The organism is Achromobacter sp. GbtcB20, from assembly GCF_019091095.1.
GTDB lineage: Bacteria > Pseudomonadota > Gammaproteobacteria > Burkholderiales > Burkholderiaceae_B > Achromobacter > Achromobacter mucicolens.
Genome location: NZ_JAGXJZ010000011.1, coordinates 135,456 through 154,032, shown reverse-complemented (window position 1 = coordinate 154,032; position 18,577 = coordinate 135,456). Strand labels below are relative to the sequence as shown.

At 66.2% G+C, this 18,577-nt stretch carries 22 protein-coding genes; 8 read left to right on the top strand and 14 right to left on the bottom strand.

Features of this window, described 5'->3' with window-relative positions; genetic code table 11:
* Positions 1 to 202: 202 nt before the first annotated feature.
* The 3 genes from KVT32_RS16215 (at position 203) to KVT32_RS16205 (ending at position 2,117) form a co-directional block, all read left to right on the top strand.
* Positions 203 to 667, top strand: a complete 465-nt coding sequence (locus KVT32_RS16215; protein WP_254636894.1) for a hypothetical protein — start codon at positions 203 to 205, stop codon at positions 665 to 667.
* Between the two features lie 123 nt (positions 668 to 790).
* Positions 791 to 1,693 carry an aldose 1-epimerase gene (locus KVT32_RS16210; RefSeq protein WP_152385027.1) on the top strand — a complete coding sequence of 301 codons (903 nt, stop codon included), beginning with the start codon at positions 791 to 793 and terminating at the stop codon, positions 1,691 to 1,693.
* Between the two features lie 67 nt (positions 1,694 to 1,760).
* Positions 1,761 to 2,117, top strand: a complete 357-nt coding sequence (locus KVT32_RS16205; RefSeq protein WP_056323418.1) for a hypothetical protein — start codon at positions 1,761 to 1,763, stop codon at positions 2,115 to 2,117.
* A 64-nt stretch (positions 2,118 to 2,181) separates the two neighbouring features.
* Here KVT32_RS16205 and KVT32_RS16200 read toward each other — a convergent pair whose 3' ends face one another.
* Together KVT32_RS16200 and KVT32_RS16195 are read right to left on the bottom strand one after the other, a co-directional pair.
* Positions 2,182 to 3,195: a zinc-binding alcohol dehydrogenase family protein gene (locus KVT32_RS16200; protein ID WP_056323421.1), complete on the bottom strand. Its 1,014-nt coding sequence runs from the start codon at positions 3,193 to 3,195 to the stop codon at positions 2,182 to 2,184.
* 27 nt (positions 3,196 to 3,222) lie between these two features.
* The gene (locus KVT32_RS16195) at positions 3,223 to 4,017 is read right to left on the bottom strand and encodes an SDR family NAD(P)-dependent oxidoreductase (RefSeq protein ID WP_217618505.1); all 795 of its coding nucleotides are present in this window, start codon (positions 4,015 to 4,017) and stop codon (positions 3,223 to 3,225) included.
* 113 nt (positions 4,018 to 4,130) lie between these two features.
* On the opposite strand from KVT32_RS16195, the gene KVT32_RS16190 reads away from it, so the two are divergent.
* On the top strand, positions 4,131 to 5,033 hold the full coding sequence (locus tag KVT32_RS16190; RefSeq protein WP_056323427.1) for a LysR family transcriptional regulator: 903 nt from the start codon (positions 4,131 to 4,133) through the stop codon (positions 5,031 to 5,033).
* Positions 5,034 to 5,098: 65 nt separating this feature from the next.
* Here the strand turns inward: KVT32_RS16190 and KVT32_RS16185 are convergent, their stop codons facing one another.
* Positions 5,099 to 5,617, bottom strand: coding sequence for a DUF6496 domain-containing protein (locus KVT32_RS16185; protein ID WP_217618504.1), 519 nt, complete (start codon positions 5,615 to 5,617; stop codon positions 5,099 to 5,101).
* Positions 5,618 to 5,804: 187 nt separating this feature from the next.
* Here KVT32_RS16185 and KVT32_RS16180 point away from each other — a divergent pair, with 187 nt between their 5' ends.
* A complete protein-coding gene (locus tag KVT32_RS16180) occupies positions 5,805 to 6,020 on the top strand; it encodes a dodecin (RefSeq protein WP_062842102.1) in 216 nt (71 codons plus the stop codon).
* A gap of 732 nt (positions 6,021 to 6,752) precedes the next feature.
* Here the strand turns inward: KVT32_RS16180 and KVT32_RS16175 are convergent.
* Positions 6,753 to 7,307, bottom strand: a complete 555-nt coding sequence (locus KVT32_RS16175; RefSeq protein ID WP_056323434.1) for an NADPH-dependent FMN reductase — start codon at positions 7,305 to 7,307, stop codon at positions 6,753 to 6,755.
* A 156-nt stretch (positions 7,308 to 7,463) separates the two neighbouring features.
* Entirely contained in the window at positions 7,464 to 7,838 is a 375-nt protein-coding gene (gene hpxZ / locus KVT32_RS16170; RefSeq protein WP_217618503.1) for an oxalurate catabolism protein HpxZ, read from the bottom strand.
* 201 nt (positions 7,839 to 8,039) lie between these two features.
* On the opposite strand from hpxZ, the gene KVT32_RS16165 reads away from it, so the two are divergent.
* A complete protein-coding gene (locus KVT32_RS16165; RefSeq protein ID WP_062839234.1) occupies positions 8,040 to 8,579 on the top strand; it encodes an antibiotic biosynthesis monooxygenase in 540 nt (179 codons plus the stop codon).
* 50 nt (positions 8,580 to 8,629) lie between these two features.
* Here KVT32_RS16165 and KVT32_RS16160 read toward each other — a convergent pair whose 3' ends face one another.
* From KVT32_RS16160 to KVT32_RS16135, 6 genes are read right to left on the bottom strand one after another with little or no spacing between them, the layout of a single operon-like run.
* Positions 8,630 to 9,337, bottom strand: coding sequence for a GntR family transcriptional regulator (locus KVT32_RS16160; RefSeq protein ID WP_152385023.1), 708 nt, complete (start codon positions 9,335 to 9,337; stop codon positions 8,630 to 8,632).
* Between the two features lie 42 nt (positions 9,338 to 9,379).
* On the bottom strand, positions 9,380 to 10,768 hold the full coding sequence (locus tag KVT32_RS16155) for an AtzE family amidohydrolase (protein WP_217618502.1): 1,389 nt from the start codon (positions 10,766 to 10,768) through the stop codon (positions 9,380 to 9,382).
* Complete coding sequence (locus KVT32_RS16150) at positions 10,765 to 10,947, bottom strand: DUF4089 domain-containing protein (protein ID WP_056323446.1); 183 nt, start codon at positions 10,945 to 10,947, stop codon at positions 10,765 to 10,767. Before KVT32_RS16150 ends, KVT32_RS16155 begins: the two co-directional genes overlap by 4 nt.
* A gap of 27 nt (positions 10,948 to 10,974) precedes the next feature.
* Entirely contained in the window at positions 10,975 to 11,796 is an 822-nt protein-coding gene (locus tag KVT32_RS16145; RefSeq protein ID WP_056323449.1) for an ABC transporter ATP-binding protein, read from the bottom strand.
* Entirely contained in the window at positions 11,796 to 12,650 is an 855-nt protein-coding gene (locus KVT32_RS16140) for an ABC transporter permease (RefSeq protein WP_371825591.1), read from the bottom strand. Before KVT32_RS16140 ends, KVT32_RS16145 begins: the two co-directional genes overlap by 1 nt.
* A 3-nt stretch (positions 12,651 to 12,653) precedes the next feature.
* A complete protein-coding gene (locus KVT32_RS16135; RefSeq protein WP_056323453.1) occupies positions 12,654 to 13,661 on the bottom strand; it encodes an ABC transporter substrate-binding protein in 1,008 nt (335 codons plus the stop codon).
* 242 nt (positions 13,662 to 13,903) lie between these two features.
* Here KVT32_RS16135 and KVT32_RS16130 point away from each other — a divergent pair, with 242 nt between their 5' ends.
* Together KVT32_RS16130 and KVT32_RS16125 are read left to right on the top strand one after the other, a co-directional pair.
* Complete coding sequence (locus KVT32_RS16130; protein WP_056323455.1) at positions 13,904 to 14,824, top strand: LysR family transcriptional regulator; 921 nt, start codon at positions 13,904 to 13,906, stop codon at positions 14,822 to 14,824.
* A 112-nt stretch (positions 14,825 to 14,936) separates the two neighbouring features.
* On the top strand, positions 14,937 to 15,605 hold the full coding sequence (locus KVT32_RS16125; protein WP_217618501.1) for a DUF4286 family protein: 669 nt from the start codon (positions 14,937 to 14,939) through the stop codon (positions 15,603 to 15,605).
* Positions 15,606 to 15,631: 26 nt separating this feature from the next.
* Here KVT32_RS16125 and KVT32_RS16120 read toward each other — a convergent pair whose 3' ends face one another.
* The 3 genes from KVT32_RS16120 to KVT32_RS16110 all read right to left on the bottom strand — a co-directional run bounded on the left by KVT32_RS16120 (position 15,632) and on the right by KVT32_RS16110 (position 18,505).
* Positions 15,632 to 16,591, bottom strand: coding sequence for a tripartite tricarboxylate transporter substrate binding protein (locus tag KVT32_RS16120; protein ID WP_056323460.1), 960 nt, complete (start codon positions 16,589 to 16,591; stop codon positions 15,632 to 15,634).
* An 80-nt stretch (positions 16,592 to 16,671) separates the two neighbouring features.
* Positions 16,672 to 17,472, bottom strand: coding sequence for a class II aldolase/adducin family protein (locus KVT32_RS16115; RefSeq protein WP_056323463.1), 801 nt, complete (start codon positions 17,470 to 17,472; stop codon positions 16,672 to 16,674).
* Positions 17,473 to 17,578: 106 nt separating this feature from the next.
* Positions 17,579 to 18,505 carry a LysR family transcriptional regulator gene (locus tag KVT32_RS16110; RefSeq protein WP_152385017.1) on the bottom strand — a complete coding sequence of 309 codons (927 nt, stop codon included), beginning with the start codon at positions 18,503 to 18,505 and terminating at the stop codon, positions 17,579 to 17,581.
* Between the last annotated feature and the right edge of the window lie 72 nt (positions 18,506 to 18,577).

Here is an 18,577-nt window from a genome sequence, read left to right as displayed (position 1 = left end):
GCGGTGGGTTGCGATTTTTCGCATGACAGCTCACCTGGACGAATGGTGCGCATACGAAACCGGCTGAATCGCGCCGAAACCGGCTGAAATAGCCATTTGAAAATGGACGCGCAGCCGCCCGCGGCAAATGTCGCTATCGTAGTTGCCTGGCCGCATAACAACGCGGTGAGATGACATCGACCTCCACGCCATCGGGAACAAAATGAAAGTCAAATCCCTGCTGTCTTTCGTCGTGCTTTCCTTGCTCGCCGCCGCGGGCGCCCAGGCAGACAGCTGCCGAGCCAATTACCAGGGCGGGGAAGATTGCCGGTACGACGATGGCACCACGTCGTCGAGCCGCTCCAACTACCAAGGCGGCTTCGATACGACCTATAGCGATGGCAGGACCTCCACCAGCCGGAAAAACTACACTGGCGGTTTTGATACCCGCTACAGCGATGGCAGCAACTCCACCAGCCGGTCAAACTACACCGGCGGCTACGATACCCGTTACAGCGACGGCTCTTCCTCTTCAAGCCGGAAAAACTACACGGGCGGTTACGACACCCGCTATAGCGATGGCTCATCGTCTTCCAGCCGGAAAAACTACAACGGCGCGCTGGACACGAATTCCCGGCGCAGCAAGGACAGTAAGGCCGACACGCGCAGGCCGGCGGGCGCCCGCTGATCTGGGGTGGGCCGCGCGGGGGCTTGACCGGTCGCACGACCGCGCCAACTTGCAGCCCCAACGCGCCGCCGGGCACAATCGTCCCGACGTGGCGCGTGTGGACGCCGCGGGAGTTTCAACGCCATGCCCGATATTGCCGTTCCTGACGTGCTGGATGCCAGCGAGCGCGTGTCCATTTCCAGCGGCGACCACCAGGCCGAGTTCGCGCCCGGCGGGGGCGGCCGGCTGACGCGGCTCTCCACCGGCGGACACGACTGGATCGTGCCGCTGACCGCCACCGAATGGCCGGCGGGCCGATGGCCGCGTGCCGGATCCTATCCGCTGGCGCCGTATTCCAACAGGATCCGCGACGGCGTCTTCACGTTCAATGGCGCCCGCTACGCATTGCAATCCGTGCCCAACCGGCCGCAGGCGATTCATGGCTCGGGGCTGTTCCAGTCCTGGCTGGTCCGCAATCTGACGCCCGACAGTGTCGATCTGGTGCTGGATCAGCCGGCCGGCGTGCTGGGCTGGCCCTGGCCGTTTGAATGCGTGCAGCGCTGGCGGCTGGACAGCCGCGGGCTGAGCCTGAAGATGGCCATCACCAATCGAGGCGACACGCCCATGCCGTGCGGGATGGGCATCCATCCGTATTTCACGGCGCAGCGCGTCACGCTGCACGCCCGGCGCATCTGGCCGTCGGACGAGAAAGGCTTGCCCACGGGCAGCAAGACGACGACGGTGCGAGAGCTGCGCCAGTCCGCCGAAGGCTGCGACACGTACCTGTCGCAATGGCAGGGCCGCGCGACGCTGCACTGGCCCGACGGCCACGAACTGGCGCTGCATGCCGACCCGGCGTTCGCGCATCTGGTGGTGTACACGGCCCCGGGTGCGGATTTTCTTTGCGTGGAACCGGTCAGCAACGTGGCCGATGCGTTCAATCTGGCGGCGGCGGGCGAGACCCGAACCGGCATGCAGGTGCTGGAACCTGGAGAGCGTTTTGCCGCCACGCTTCTGCTGGGGCTTGCGCCAGCGCGGAAAAAGTGAATGGCAGCTTGGTAAGCGCCGCACCCTGCGGCGATAATCCGCTCAAACCAGAATCAGGAGTCGTTACGTGAAAAAGCTCAGCACCGAACAATTGCAGGCTGCGGTCGAGACGCTTCGCCGGACGCAGGCCAAGCTGGCTCGCGCCGGCAACCTGCCGCTTGAGCCCACCATCTACGCCAGCGCCAAGGGTTTTCGCCGCAACGTGCCCGATTATGTGTGGTCCTGGCTGTCCGGCCTGCTGGCGCCGCACAAGAGCCTGTCGGCCTGGATGGACACGCACCAGCCGGGCTGGCGCGAAGGCAAGACGCCGGCGGCCGCCGTCTATGCCCGCACGGAAAACGGCTGGTTCCAGTGGCTGATCGCCGAACTGGAAGCCGAAATCAACGACCCGCACGCGCGCGCCAAGCGCGAAGGCCGAGGCTGATTGGCCTGATCGCGCCCGGCGCGGCGCGCCGGCGCACGCGATCCCGTTCGGGATCGCCGCGTTTCTAGAACCCCTCCAGCACGATCTTGCCGCGCGCCTTGCCGCTTTCGATGAAGGCGTGGGCGCGGCGCAGGTTTTCGGCGTTGATCTTGCCGTAGTGCTCGCCCAGCGTGGTGCGCAGCGTGCCGTTGTCGATCAGGCGGGCAGCCTGGTTCAGCAACTCGTGCTGCGCGATGAGGTCGGGCGTGTTGTGCAGCGGCCGGGCAAACATGAATTCCCAATGCAGCGAGGCTGACTTGCCCTTGAGCAGCCGCACATCGATCGCGGCCGGGTCGTCGATCAGGGCAATCTTGCCCTGCGGCGCAATCGCTTCGGCCATCTGCGGGAAATGCGTGTCCGTGTGCGTCAGGCCGGCGATATAGCTCACATTGTCAAAGCCGATGCGCTTGAGTTCGCCGGCCAGCGGTTGGGTGTGATCGATGACGTGATGCGCGCCCAGGTCGCGTACCCAAGCCTGGGTCTCGGGTCGCGAAGCCGTGCCGATCACGGTCAGGCCCGTGAGCTGTCGCGCCAACTGCACCAGGATCGAGCCAACCCCGCCTGCCGCCCCGATGACGAGCAGGCTGCGCTGGCTGGGCGCGGCGTTGTCCAGCACCCGCAGGCGGTCGAACAACAGTTCCCAGGCGGTGATCGTGGTCAGGGGCAGGGCGGCCGCCTGCGCAAAATCCAGGCTCTTGGGCATGTGGCCGACGATGCGCTCGTCCACGACATGGCGTTCGCTGTTGGCGCCCGGACGGGTCAGGGCGCCGGCATACCAGACGCGGTCGCCCGGCTTGAAGAGGCTGGTGCGCGCGCCGACCGCGCGCACGATGCCGGCGGCGTCCCAGCCGATGATTTCGGGCTGGCCGTCCTTGGGCTTGCGGTTGGCGCGGATCTTGACGTCCACGGGGTTGACCGAGATGGCATGCACGTCCACCAGCAGGTCGTGGTCGCCCGGCACGGGTTCGGGGGCGGTGATGTCCTGCAGGGCATCGGCGTTGTCGGCGGGCAGGTTCTTGAAGTAGGCAATGGCTTTCATGGCGGGAGCGTCCGGCGGTTCAGGGGTTCAGATGATGGAGCGGACCACGCCGCCGTCCACGCGCAGGGCCGCGCCGTTGGTGGCCGACGCTTGGGTCGAGCAGGCGTAGACGACCATGTTGGCCACTTCTTGCACGGTGGCCAGCCGGCGCAGCAGCGAGGTGGGGCGATGCTGGGCGATGAAGTCCTGCTCCATCTGCGCTTGCGAGACGCCTTGCTCCTTGGCCATTTGCGCGAAGAAGTCGGCGACCCCGTCGGAACGCGTGGGGCCGGGCAGCACGGCGTTGACGGTGACGTTGGTGCCGGCGGTCAGCTCGGCCAGGCCGCGCGAGACCGCGAGCTGGGCGGTCTTGCTGACGCCGTAGTGGATCATCTCGGCCGGGATCTGCACGGCGGATTCGCTGGAAATGAACACGATTCGGCCCCAGTTGGCGGCCAGCATGCGCGGCAGGTAGTAGCGCGACAGCCGGATGCCGCTCATGACGTTGGTGTCCATCATGGACTGCCAGTCGTCGTCGGTGATTTCGGTGAAGGACTTGGGCGTGAAGGTGCCGGCATTGTTGACCAGGATGTCCACGTCGGGATGCGCGGCGCATACCGAGGCGGCGCCGTCCGCGGTGGCCAGGTCCGCCTGCACGGTCGTGACCTGGGCGCCTGCAACTTGCTGCGCGACGGCCTGGGCGGCCTGCGCAAGCTTGGTTGCGTTTCGGCCATGAAGGACGACGTGCGCGCCGGCCTCGGCCAGTCCAATGGCAATCGCCAGCCCAATGCCACCGGACGATCCGGTGACAAGCGCCTTCTTGCCGATCAGTTCGATTTTCATGCGGGGACTCCTTGCGTGTCGGGGGAATGAATGCATGATTACCCACTCCGCACCGGTGAAAAACGGGCTAGCATCGCAGGCAGTTTCAATAAATTTTTGAAAATGAGGCCGAATTGGTCCGATTCGAGGATTTGAAGATCTTTGTCGCCGCGTCGGATCTGGGCAGCTTTTCCGCCGCCGCGCGTGAGCTCGACCTCACGCCAGCGGTGGCCAGCGCCGCGCTCAAGCGGCTGGAAGAGGCGTTGGAAACGCGGCTTTTCGTGCGCTCGACACGTAGCCTGCGTTTGACCAGCGATGGCGAACGCTACCTGGAATATGCGCGCTCGGCGCTATCCACCCTGGAAGCCGGCAAGAACGCAATGGCGCGCGACAAGACGGACATTGCCGGCACCTTGTCGGTATCGATCCCGTCCGACCTGGGCCGCCACGTGCTGCTGCCGTGGCTGGACGAGTTCCAGCGCCAGCACCCGCGCGTCAACTTCCAGCTACGCATCAGCGACCGGCTGGCGGACCTGTACCGGCAACCGGTCGACATCGCCGTGCGTTACGGCACGCCGAACGATTCCAGCCTGGTCGCACTGCCGCTATCCGAACACAACCGGCGTGTCGTATGCGCGGCGCCCGCGTACCTTGCGCGGCATGGGGTGCCGCAAACGCCGGCGGACCTGCGCCGCCACAACTGCCTGTCGTTCGTGCTGGGTGAAACGCTGCACGACCGCTGGACCTTCGAGCATGAGGGGACCAGCCTCACCATTCCGGTCAAAGGCGATCGCGTGGGCGACGACGGTGACCTGGTGCGGCGTTGGGCGCTGGCTGGGCACGGCATCGCGTACAAATCGCGCTACGACGTGCTGAGCGACTTGCGCGCGGGCCGGCTGGTCGAACTGCTGGCCGGCTATGGCAGCGAGCCGTCGCCGCTCTATCTGCTGTGCGTGCACCGCATGCTGCTATCGCCCGCGGTGCGGCGCTTGCGGGAATTTCTGCAGGAACGGTTCAAGGCATTCGAGGCGGGCTAGCCGCGCGTTCAAGAATTGCTGCGGTATCGCCACGCCGCATCAGTTCGCCTTGTCAGTCCGCCATATCAATGCGCCGCATGATGCCCGCCTGCGGCCTGCTTGTTCGCCGCCCGCGTGCGTGCCGCCTTCTTGGCAGCGGCTGAGCGGCCAGCCGCACCCTTGGTCGCTGCTGCCTTGCGCGCGGCGGCCGAGCGGTCCGCAGCCGTGCGCTTGCCGGCCGTCTTGGTCGCGTTGCGTGACAGCGCGGACTTCGACGCGGGCTTGGTGCTTTCCTTCTGCAGGGCTTTGGTCGTAACCTTGGAGCGCGTGCTCGACTTGGCATGGCCGTCGTGCGCCGCGCGGGTGTCCTGCGCTGCCTTGCGTTTGGTCTCGGCGCTGGCGTTCTTGGGCGTACCCAGCTTCACCCCGGCGCGGCGCGCCTTGGACAGGCCGATTGCGATCGCCTGCTTGCTGGATCGCACGCCATGCTTGCCCTCGCGCACATTGTCGATTTCCTCGCGCACGAATTCGCCGGCTTGCGCCGATGCTGATTTGCCTTCGCGCTTGTCCCGCTTCGCGCGCTCGATGGTCTTTCGTTCAGGCATGGTGATCTCCTTTGCTTCGCATTGCAAAAGCGATTCCGTCGCCGGTCGAGACCGCGCGACGGAACTCGTAACACCACTCTATCGCTGCGCAGGTATCCTGTGTGTTCGAATGGATTGCCGGTCGTAAGCGCCGGAACACGGCGAAAGCACCGACGATTCACGACTCACCCCTATGCGGAGACGAGCTATGTCGAATCATGTCTACAAGCAGATCGAGTTGGTGGGCTCTTCCACCAAGTCCACCGACGATGCGATCGCGAAAGCCATCGAGCGCGCGTCCGAAACCTTGCGCAACCTGGATTGGTTCGAGGTGACCGAAGTGCGCGGCCACATCAAGGACGGCAAGGTGGCGCACTGGCAGGTAGGGTTGAAGATCGGCATGCGGCTGGAAGGCGATTCCTGATCCCGCCGCTGGTCATTGCTTGACCACGCCTCGCAAGTCACTGTCGCATAACGAGTTTCTGTACTTGTTGTGCGACTGTTCATAGGCTTGTCCACATTCCATGGGGACAAGCCTGTCCGCTTGTCCACCGTCCCATCTCATCCTCATCCCGCGCGCTGCGGCGGCGGCACGGTGAGCGATTCTTGCCCGCACCCTGCAAGTCGATGATCTGCAAGGCTTTTGGCAGAGTACCCGCAGACTGTCCTCAGGCTTATCCACATTTGGCGGGGACAACCCCGGCACGGTTAAACCGCGTTTGGGCCTTTCTTGACCACGCTCTGCAGGGCATTGATATGAAACAGGATTTTCCACCTGCCCTCATACTGTCCTCATCCTTGTCCACAGAAGGCGGGGACAAATCCACACTGGGGCGTGCGCCGTCGCCATGACGGTCCCCACAGCGCCGAAAACCGGGGATAACTCCGCCAGAAATCGTCCATAAGGATGATTGCGCATTTATTGATCGCGCATCGCAAGTGCTTGGCGAGACAGGGAATTTTTGATCTGCCCCAAGGCTGTCCTCACCTTTCTCCACAGTTGGAGGGGATAAGTGGGGGCGAGCCGGAAGATGCGATGGTGGCTGGCACCCAACCATAAAAAAGCCCCTCGACGCATCGAGGGGCTTGATCGCCCGGAGGTAGATCGGGCGATCGGCGCCGGCACGCGCGGGGCGTGGCCGGCGTCGGCGGCAGATCAGGCGTTCATTTTCTTGATCCAGTCGACGTAGCGGTCCACCCAGCCCTGCAGGAACTTGCGGGTGCCTTCGTTGGTGATGGTGAACTGGTCGTCGACGAGGCCTTCGGAATACTGCAGGAAGACTTCCGGTGTGGTGAGCGCGTTGGCGCCTTCGGCGGCCAGGATGTTGCGCAGGTGTTGCTGCATCATGGCCGTGCCCGCCGCGCTGGGCGATGCGCCCAGGATGCCGACGGCCTTGCCGGTCCACGAGTTCTGGCCCCACGGACGCGAACCCCAGTCGATGGCGTTCTTGATGGCGGCCGGGACCGAGCGGTTGTGCTCAGGAGACACGAACAGGATGCCCTGCGCGTCGGCGATCTGCTGCTTGAGCTTGGCGGCGGGGGCGGGCAGGTTGTTTTCGTTGTCCTGGTTGTAGAGCGGGATGTCGCCCAGGCTCACATACTCGAACTTGAAGTCGGCCGGAACCAGCTTTTCCAGCGCACGCGCCACGCGCAGATTGATCGAGGCGGCGCGCAGGCTTCCGACGAAAACCGCAATCTTGTATGTGCTCATGAGCAGGGGCTCCAACAAGGAAAAGGGAACGGCCAGTGTAGACCTGCAGAAGTCCGGGCTCAATGCCGTTTGCGAATATTCACATGGCGTTCGGCAATGTCGGCCTGATGCCCGCAGGGCCCACGCGCCTTGACGGTGCGCGGGCGATTGACGATGTCACGTCATCAGGCTGACATGGGCGGCGACGACGCGCCAGCCTTCGGACGTTCGCATCCACGTCTGGCTCTGGCGGCCGGTGCGCGCGCTGCCGTCGCGCTGGAATTCCAGGTTGGCGGTGGCGAAGTCCCGGCCATAGGTGGTGATGGTGGTGCGCAGGACCTGTCTTGCCAGGCCTTGCGGCGAACGCTGTGCGCGGAAGGCGCGAATCTCGTCGTAACCGTAGAGGTTTTCGCCGGCGCCGTAACGCAGGGTATGCGGGCTGTTCCAAAAAAGGGTGTCCAGCACCTCCACGTCGTTGGAAACCAGCGCGGCTTCATAGCGTTCGACAACCGCGGTGACCTCGGCCACGACGTCGGGAAGATTGATGTCCATTGCTGCTTGTCTCCGGTACGCACCAGCTTGGTGCGTGAGGTAGGGGTAATCACCAATATGGGGTGTGTTGCGGTGCGCAAATATCCACGCGCCAGACCGCGGAAGCCCTCGCAAGGCGGGATTGCTGCGCTGCAAGGCTGGCACGCCGTTTGCTAGGGTTAACGTGCATAACACGCTGCACGCTGCCCCAGGAGTATCACCATGTCCGCATCCGCCGTTTCCGTTCCGGTCACCATGATGGTGACGCGGCACATCGCGCCCGAACGCTATAGCGATTTCCTGTCCTGGATGCGCCAGGGCGAAATCCTGGCGGCGGGCTTCCCGGGGTTTCTGGGATCTGGCGTGCTGCAGCCGCCCGAAGGTGGCGACGAATATCAGATCTTGCTGCGCTTCACGGACGAGGCGAGCCTGAACCGGTGGGAGAAATCCCTGCCACGCCGCATGTGGCTGGAGCGCGGCGCGAGCCTGGTGCGGGCGAGCCACGAGCATCGCGTGAAGGGCACGGAAGGCTGGTTTGCGCCCAAGGCCAGCACGCCGCCGCGCTGGAAGCAGGCGATCAGCATCTGGCTGGCCTACTTTCCGGTGCTGCTGGTGTTCTCGATGCTGGTGAGCGAACACTTGAACATCCTGCCGGTGTTCTGGCGCGTTCTGATCACGAGCGTGATACTTACGCCCATCATGGTGTTCTTCTGTATTCCATTCATCTCGCGCGTGCTGCATCGCTGGCTGCGCGCCGGCTGAGGCTGCGGGGGCGCTGAGCCGTGCGCCGGGCGCGGCGGCGTTCTTCAGCTTCACGCGGCCTTGGCGCGGCGGGTCGAGTACAGCCGGTGCAGCGTGATCTTGCGCACGGCGTTCTGGCTGTCCTGGATATGCGCGCGCAACAGGTCTGCCGCGCCTGCGGCATCGCGCGCCAGGATGGCCGACAAGATCGCGGCGTGTTCCCGGTACGTGGTGCCGATGCGGTCGGGCTGGGTGAAATCCAGCCGCCGCACGATGCGGATTCGCTCGGTGGCGGCGCGGTGCACGCGCGCGATCTCCGGGTTGCCGGCGGCCGCCACCAGCTCGACGTGAAAGCGCTCATCCAGATCCGCCAGCCATTCGCAATCGCTCGAACGCTCGCTTTCGTCCACCAGCCACGTCTCGGCAAGCGGGCGCAGCGCCAGCAGCGGATCGGGCGACTGGTCCGGCGCGCACAGCGCATGCACCGCGGCCGCTTCCAGCACGCTGCGCAGCTCATAGAAATGATCCAGCGTTTCGAAATCCAGCGGCTTGACCAGCCATCCATTGCGCTGGCGCACCTCTAGATAGCCTTCCCGCTCCAGCCGGAACAACGCCTCGCGCACGGGCGTGCGGCTGACCTGCAGGCGGTCGGCGATCTCGGTCTCGGTGAAGCGGTCGCCCGGGGCCAGGCGGAAATCCAGGATGTCGCGCTTGAGCGTGGTGTACGCGGAGTCGGCCAGCGTGCGCGGCATGTCGATGGCGGCGAAGGCGGTGTCCATGTCGAGGCTCCAGGCGTTGCGGGTGGTGGGGCGGAATGGGCGTCAGACTGGCCGGACGCGAGCTGCGCCGGCTTGTTCCAGCGCATGGGCTGCGCGCAGGCAGTCGATCTCGCGCCACGGGGCGGCGATAAGCTGCACACCCAGCGGCAGATGGCCGTCCTCGTCCTGCTCCGGCCATGTGGGCGCGGTGCAGACCGGCAGGCCGATGGCGGAAATCGGTTGCGTCAGCAGGCCCATGCTGGCGCGGGCCGGCAGTTGCTTGCCCGCCAGCGTCAGCCAGTCCGCGCCGATGGGCGTGGCGCTGACGGGCGTGGCCGGGGCGATGAGGACGTCGTAGTGTTTGAAAAGCGCCAGCGCTTCGAGATAGGCGCGATGGCGCACGCGCTGCGCCTGTTGCACCCAGGCCGCAGGGATGAGGCTGCCGGCCACCAGGCGGTCGCGCGAATGCGGTTCGTAGTAGTCGTAGTGCGTGACGAGCCGGCGGCGGTGCAGCGCTCCGCCTTCGGCCGCGGTGATGACGAAGGCGGCGGCGCGGGCCTGCGCCGCGGCGGCAAAGTCGACCTCATCGGTGGCGCCCAGCGCGCGCGCGGCAATCTCAACGGCGCGGCGCGCCTGTGGCCCCGCCCATTCCGAAAAATAGCCGCCCAGCACTCCGACGCGCAGCTCGCCCGCGCTCTCGGAGAGGGCCGGCAACGCGGGCGTGGCGGGGCGCTGCGCGCAGGCGACGTCGGACTCGTCCGGGCCTTGCAACGCGTCGTAGGCCGCGGCCAGATCGCTGACGCTGGCCGCGAAGGGCCCCAGGTGATCCAGGCTGCCGACGAAGGGGAAGGAACCGGTGCGCGGCAGGCGGCCGAAGGTGGGCTTCAGGCCGAAGACGCCGCACAGCGAGGCGGGCACGCGGATCGAACCGTTGGTGTCGGACCCCAGGGTCAGCGGCACCAGACCGCCGGCCACCGCGGCGGCGCTGCCGCCGGACGAGCCGCCCGCGATGCGGGCCGTGTCGTGCGGGTTGCGGCACGCGCCGTAATGCGTGTTTTCCGTGGTGAAGCCGTAGGCGTGCTCATCCATGTTGAGCGCGCCGATCAGCACGGCGCCCGCCTCGCGCATCCGCGCCACCAGCACCGCATCGCGGCTGGCAGGGGGATTGGACGCGTTGACGCGTCCGCCGGCCAGCGTGACCTCGTCGGCGACATCAAAGAGGTTCTTCACGGCGTAAGGCACCCCGGCCAGCGGCGGCAGCGTGTCGCCGCGCGCCCGGCGCGCATCGATGGCCAGCGCTTCCTGCCGCGCGCGGCTTTCCGTCAGGGCCGTGAAGCAGTTGTAGCGGGGATCGCGCTCGCGCACGCGGGCGAGGGTGGCGTCCAGCACCGCCACGGCGCTGCGTTCGCCGCTGCGCACCTGGCGGGCGATATCGTGAGCGGGGCCGGTCACGGGCGGAACACCGAGGCCGATTCCAGTTCCACCGGCAGCGGCTCGTCGGCAAACGCGGCGGCGATGTCGTGGATGCGGGCGAACTGCTGTGCCACCTGCTCGGTGGCGGACTCGCGCAGCGCATACCCCGACAGCGCCAGCGCGCTGCGCACGTATTGGTCGATGGTTTCCTGTGTCATGGCGGATGCTCCCGGTGATGGCGTGGGTTACTTGCGCACTTCGCGCTGGAAGATCTCCAGGCTCAGTTTCTTCATCTGGATGAAGCTGGGCTCGGACAGCGTCTCGACCGTGCGAGGGCGCGCATCCGTGTAGTCCAGGATCTCGGCGACCCGCGTGGGGCGCTTGGTCAGGAGCAGCACCTGGTCGGCCAGGTACACGGCTTCCTCCAGGTCATGCGAGACCAGCAGCATGGTGGTGCCGGTCTGCAAGAAGACTTCCTGCAGCTTCTCGCGGATGAACAGCGTCATCTCGAAGTCGAGCGCCGAAAACGGTTCGTCCAGGAACAGCACCTCGGGCCCGGGCGCCAGCGCGCGCATGATCGAGGCGGTCTGCTGCTGGCCGCCGGAAAGTTCGTAGGGATAGCGGTTCAGATCGAACTTCACGTCGAACGAGGCCACCAGTTCCTCGACGCGCGCGTCGACCTGGGCCTTGCTGCGGCCCTCCAGCCGCAGCGGATAGGCGATGTTGTCGATGGTGCGCAGCCACGGGAACATGGCTTCACGGTAGTTCTGGAACACGTAGCCGATCTTGGTCTGCGCCAGCGATTTGCCGTCGAACAGGATCTCGCCGGCATCGATGGGGATGAGGCCCGCGATCATGTTGATCAGCGTGGACTTGCCGCAGCCGTTGGGACCGAAGACCGATACGATCTTGCCCTTGGGAATGTCCAGGTTGAAGTCTTCATATAGCGGCCAGCCGGCGAAATACTTGGTCAGCCCGCGGATGGTGATGTGCGTGCCCAGCGGGCCCGGTTGAAAAGGCGCGGCGGCCGGTCCGGGGGCGATGGCGGGATTGATGACGGTGGACATTATCGGCCGCTCCAGTGAACCACGCGCTTTTCCAGCACGAGAAAGAGAATGTTGAGCACATAGCCCAGCGCGCCGGCCGCCAGGATCGCGGCGTACATCTCGCGCACGTTCAGCACCTGCTGCGCATTGATGATCCGGTTGCCCAGGCCGCTGTCCGAGCCGATGAACATCTCGGCCACGATCACGATGACCAGCGCCATCGACACGCCGCTGCGCAGGCCGACGAAGGTGGGCTGCAGGCTTTCCCAGATCAGCACGTCCTTGAAGATCTGCCAGCGCGATGCGCCCATCACGCGCGCGGCCATCACCCGCTGCTTGCGGGCGTTGATGACGCCGTAGGCGCTGTTGAACAGGATCACCAGCACGGCCGCGAAGGCGGCGATGGCGATCTTGTTCATGTCGGTCACGCCGAAGATCATCAGGAACAGCGGGATCAGCGCGGAGGACGGTGTGGAGCGGAAGAAGTCCACCAGGAACTCGACGCTGCGGTAGGCCTTTTCATTGCTGCCCAGCAGCACGCCCAGCGGCACGCCAATCACGCCGGCGATCAGAAAGGCCTGGACCGTGCGGTTCAGCGAGGACAGGAAGTCGGCCAGCAGCGGGCCGCCCGCCATGCCCTTGACCAGCGCCACGATGGTGGCGCTGGGCGTGGGCAGCAGCACGGGGCTGACCAGCTGCAGCCGTACCACCAGGTCCCACACGATGAACAGCGCAAGCGGGCCGATCAGGGGAAGCAGGCGCGCGCTGTTGAACTTGCGCGGCGGTTTGGACATGCCCGGCTGCGCCTTGGGCGGCGCGGTGCTGGAGGCCGTGGAAGGGGCGGGCGTGGCGCCCGTAGCCGTGGTCGCGGTCATGGATCAGCCCTTGTAAAGCATGGTCGAGACGTCGACCTTTTGCGCGAAGATGCCCTTGTCGGTGAAGAGGTCGAAGAACTTCTGGAAGTACTGCACGTCGCTGGGCGTGAACTCGTTATGCAGCGTGTAGGCGGCCAGCGGCACTTCCTCGGTCATCGGACCTTCGATGGCGGTGTAGCCCTTCAGGAAGGGGCGCGCCTCGGCGGGGTTGGTGCGGATCAGTTCGATGCCGCGCGCGTACGCGGCGATGAATTTCTTGCTTTCCTCGGGATGCTTTTTCAGGAAGGCGGTGGTGAGCGAGGCCGAGCCGCCGAACCACGGCGCCATGGGATCGCCCAGCACGTATTTGGCGATCACGCCCGTTTCCAGCACGCGGGTCGTGCCGTTCAGGCGGCCCACCGTGCCCGTGGGTTCAAGCGTGTAGCACGCATCCAACTGGCCGGCGGCAACCGCGGCGACGTGCTGGCTGATCGCCAACTCGACCACGGTTGCTCCGGTTGCGCCGGCGCGCTCCAGTACTGCCTTGGCCAGCGTGGAATTCTGGATGCCGGGACCAGAACCGACCTTTTTCCCCTTGAGGTCTGCGATGGATTTGATGGGACTGTCTTTCGCGACGATGAACTCGTCCAGCACGTTCTTTACGTTGCTGGGGTTGGACGCAAAAATCTTGAACAGGCCGGGCGAGGCGATCTCGCCGATGGCCAGGTTGGCCGAACCCGTGCCGTTGGCGCTGCCGTCGGCACGGCCCGCGAGCATGGCTTCCATGACCTGCTGCGCGCCGGCGAACTTCAGCGCCTCGACGTTCAGGCCCGCTTCCTTGAAGTAGCCTTTCTCGATGGCGGCGTAGAACGGCAGGCCGGCGGCCACGGGCCAGAAGCCGATGCGAATGACCGGGCCCGATTGCGCGCGCACCAGCGCCGGGGCGGCGAGCGCCGCGGCACCCATGGCGGCGCCCTGGATCAGGCGGCGGCGGGTGGCGTTGAAGGCGTAGGGTGCGTTGCGATCGATCATGTGGGGCTCCTGGGCTGCTTGAGAGGGGGCGCTTGTAGACAAGCTTGCATACCAGTCATCAAGCAATACCCGTGCCAGGTTGTGCGCCGGAAGGTTTGCCCCGTGGCGCGCCCGCTTGCCGCTTCAGGCTGGTGCCCGCCGTGAACCAAGATGGTGCAAGGCGCACCACATAAGGGGACATAGCGGCTTGCCGCGCGGGCGGACATGCGCGCGCCCGCCGGGATGGCAGTAGCATCTGGCCCATGAACACGCGTTTTGTCGAAGCCTTTCTGTGGTCCGCCCGGCTGGGCAGTTTCCGCGCCGCCAGCGACCGCCTGCACATCACGCAGGCGGCGGTGGCAAACCGCGTCGCGTCGCTGGAAGAAGACATCGGCGCGCGCCTGTTCGAACGCGACGCCAAGGAGCTGAAGCTGACCGCGGTCGGCACACGGCTGCTGGACTACGGCGAGCGCCTGCTCGAGATCCGCCAGCAGATCCTGTCGCTGGGCAAGCGGGGCGACGAGGTCGCCGGTCTGGTGCGCATCGGTGCGATCGAAACCGTCGTGCATACGTGGCTGATCGGTTTTCTGACGAACCTGCGATCGACGTATCCGGGCATCGAGGTGCAGCTCACGTCGGAAACCACGCGCGCCCTGCATCGCGGCCTGCGCGAAGGCACGCTGGACATCGCGTTCCAGACGGATGTGCTGAACGACACGGGCATCATCAGCATGCCGTGCCTGCCCATGGAAATGGGCTGGGTCGGGCCGGCGGGGGGTGAAGACGCCATGACGGTGCATGACCTGCTGGGCGAGCCGGTTTTGACGATGAGCCCGGGCTCGCAGCCGCACGAGGCGCTCAAGGCGCTGTACCGCGAGGTGGGCATGCCGCAAGGCAAGGTGCATTTCGTCAGCTCGATCTCGGCGCTGGCGCGGCTGGTGCGCAGCGGGTTCGGCCGCGCGCTTGTGCCGTTGCCGCCCATCTACGAATACGTCGCGCGCGGCGAGATCCAGGTGATCCGCACCGATCTGCCGGCGCCGCCGCAGCTGCTGGTGGTGAGCTACCTGGAAAGCGGCGGGTCCGACGCCATCCGGCTGGTTGCCGAGCTGGCCTGCCGCGCGTCGGATCAGTTCACGGCCGCGGTGGTGGCCCCGCAGGCCGAACCGGCCCGTTGGCAAGGGTGAAAACCCCGGATCGCTTTCAGTAATTCTGTTGCCGGGCGCAAGATTTATTGGTTTGCCGCGCGGCGGCCTGCGCCCGAAGATGAGGCCTTGCTCATCCCGACCCTCTGACGCCATGACGCCTGATTCCGAATTCCCGCTTGTGCCCAACGGGCTGCTTTTCGTCGCAACCGACGTCGATCCCGCCGATGAACCCGATTTCAACCGCTGGTACGACCGCGAGCATGTCGAGGAACGCGTGCGTATTCCCGGCTTCCTGTCGGGCGCGCGCTATGTGTCCGTGCAGGGTGGGCGCAAGTATCTGGGCCTGTACCGCACCCAGTCGCTGGGCGCGTTCACCACGGCGGATTACCGCGCCGCGTTCGAGCGCCAGACCGCTTGGTCGGTGACCAACCTGGACCGCATGCGCGATCCGATGCGCCGCGTGTGCGCGGTGGAAGCGGTGACCGGCGCGGGCAGCGGCAGCCAGCTTGTGGTGCTGCCCTTGCCGGTGGGCAGTGCGGGTGCGCCGGTGGCACGGGCGCGTAATGCCGGCGCCGAATTGCGGGAGGTCGACGGCTTCGTGCGGTCTTGTCTGCTGGTGCCCGACGCGGCGCTCAGCACCCCGCTGCCGCGAGAGTCCGCCAGCGGCCGCGTGCTGTCTCCTCTGTTTGTTGTCGAGGCCAGCACGCCGGCCGCGGCGCGAACCTTGCGCGATGGCGCCGCCGCGGCGTTTGATGCCGATCCCGCCGCAGCGTGGTGGTACGCGCTGGGGTGGAAGCTGGAGGCGGCGGACCTCGCCTAGCGGCTTGCCGCTTGCGGCCCAGCGCGTCAATGCGCCTGCGGATCGAACTTCTTGACCAGCACGGCCCACTTGTCGTGTTCGCTCTTGATGAAGGTGGCGAACTGCGCCGGCGTGCCGCCGACCGGCTCGGCGCCTTCACGCAGCATCTGCTCGTTCAAGGCGGGCAGCGTCGCGTTGACTTCGCGGTTGACCAGATCGACCACCTGCTGCGGCGTGCCCTTGGGGGCGAAGAAGCCAAACCACGAACCCGCGTCAAAACCCGGATAACCGGATTCGGCGATGGTCGGCAGCTCGGGCAGGGTGGCGGACCGTTGCTGCGTGCTGACCGCCAGCGCGCGCAGCTTGCCGGCGCGAATGTGCCCGATCACGGACGGAATGGTCGCGAACATGAAGTCGATGCGGCCGGCCAGCAGGTCGTTCACGGCGTCCGCGCCCTTGTACGGCACGTGGGTGGCGTTGACCTTCAGTTCGTCCATCAGCATGTAGCTGGACAGGTGCGACGACGTGCCCACGCCGGTGGAGCTGTAGTTCAGATCGCGCGCGGACTTCACGTATTTCAGAAAGCCCTGGATGTCCTTGGCGGGCGAGGACGGCGGCACGACCAGCACGTTGGGCACGGTCGCGATCTGCACCATCGGCACCAGGTCGGTGAGCGGATCGTAGGACAGCTTGTTCAGCGACGGATTGACGGCGATGGGACCGACCGAGTTCACGATCAGCGTGTGGCCGTCGGGCGCGGCGCGCACCACGTACTCGGTGCCGATGTTGCCGCCCGCGCCGGGTTTGTTTTCCACGACGAAGGGCTGGCCCAGCTTCTGCGTGAGCGTGTTCGTGACGCTGCGGGTGAGCGTGTCGGTGGTGCCGCCGGGCGAGAAGGCCACGATGACCTTGACCGGCCGGTCGGGATAGCCGGCGGCGATGGCGGCGGGCGCGGTACAGGCGCCCGCCAGCGCCGCGCAAGCGAGCAGGGCTTGGGCAGTTTTCATGATGTCTCCTCGCGTGGTCGTTGTCGTGTGATGAGGGCCCCGTGCCGCCACGCCGGCCGGGACGCTGAAAAATCGGATGGTCAGTCGCGGTAACCGGGATCGATCCGGTCCAGCTTGCGCAAGAGCGCGGGCCACTCCATGACGCCGTAGGGGCGCCGGGTGCCAGGCTGGTAGTTGTTCCAGGTTTCTTCCAGCACCGGTTGCGGCACGGGCTGAAGCCGAGCGCCCGTTGCCATGGCCGCCAGTTGCGAACGGCAGGCCAGTTCCAGGCGGTGCATCCAGTTGAAGGCCTCGCCCACGGTGCGGCCCACGGTCAGCGCGCCGTGATTGCGCAGGATCAGCGCCTCGCCCTGGCCCAGATCGGCCAGCAGCGAGGCCTGCTCGTCGGTGCCCAGCACCACGCCCTGGTAATCGTGGTAGCCGATCTTCAGAAAGCGCATGGCGGTCTGCGTCAGCGGCAACAGGCCGCATTCCAGCGACGACACGGCCATCGACGCCCAACTGTGGGTGTGGATGACGCAGTCCACCTCGTGGCGGTGGGCATGCACCGCGCTGTGGATCACATAGCCGGCCTTGTTGATGCCGTAGTTCAGATCGCCGAAGTCGGGCTTGGACAGGATGGTGCCGTCCAGGTCGACCTTGATGAGGCTGGACGCCGTGATCTCCTCGTACATCATGCCGTAGGGGTTGATGAGGAACGCGTTGTCCTCGCCGGGCACGCGGGCCGAGATGTGGTTGGCCATCATGTCGGCCATGCCGTAGAGCTCGACCAGCCGGTAACAGGCCGCCAGGTCCACGCGGGCTTGCCATTCGGCGTCGGAGCAGTGGGGGCGCATGGAGGAAATGCCCAGCCGGCCGGGGCGATTCGGAGTAGTGGTCATCGGATTTCGTGAAGGTAAATGGCCGCGGCACGCTGCCGCGACTTGATGTGGATCAATTTATCTTCTGGAAAACCGACCGCCTAGGGATCCTAAGCGTATGGGGGCATCACGAATCGAGAAGGGTGGCGCCTGGCCAGCCGCCGTGCCGGACCAGGGCGCGCATGGCGTCCAGCAACACCACGCGCGCGGCCAGGGCGGCCGGCGAGAGCTCGTCGTCGCTGATGCAGTAGATCTGATTGCGGCGAAAGAGATATGGGTCATCGATGGGGTGCATGCTGAGCAGCCCGGTTTCGACGCGGGCCACGGCCGCGCCGGGCTGGATCGTCGCGATCGGATGGGCCTGGACCAGGTCCATCAGCGTCGTCAGGCCGTCGACCTCGACGCCGATCCAGGGCTCGATGCCGGCCCGCTCGAAAGCCGCCTCGACCCACGCGCGCAGCCCGTGCGCCTTGCTGGTGACGGCAAGCGGCAGCCCCGCCAGATCGGCCATGCGGACGGGCTCGCCATCGGGGCGCTCCATCATGCCGCGCGGGGCCAGCAGGAACAGGCGTTCGTCCAGCACCGGCACCACGCTGCGGCCTTGCGCGCTGTCGTTCTGAAACAGGACGGCCAGATCCAGCCGGCGGGCGTTGAGCAGGTCGCCCAGGTTGCCCGACAGGCCCTCGACCAGATGCAGGCGCACGTTGGGATAGCGCTCGGTCATGGCGGCATAGAACGGACGCGCCAGCAGCGACGCGGTGGTGGGCGCGAAACCGATGCTGACCGTGCCGGCCAACCGCGCCTCGCGAGCAGCGGCGACGGCGCTTTCCGCGTGCCGCAGCGTCAGCTGCGCCTGCCGCAGGAAGGCCGCGCCGGCGGGCGTGGTGGTCACGCCGGTGGTGCTGCGCGTGAGCAGCCGCGTGGCCAGCTCGCTTTCCAGCCGGCTGATCTGCTGGCTGAGCGCGGAGGCCACCACGCCCAGGTCTCGCGCGGCCCGGCCAATGCTGCCCAGTTCGGCGACGCGGACGAAGTAACGGAGTTGGCGCAATTCCATGGGGCGAATTCCAGAGTGAAAAAGCAGGGCCGGCAAGACCATTTGCGGCCTGCCGCAGCATACTTTTTTTGT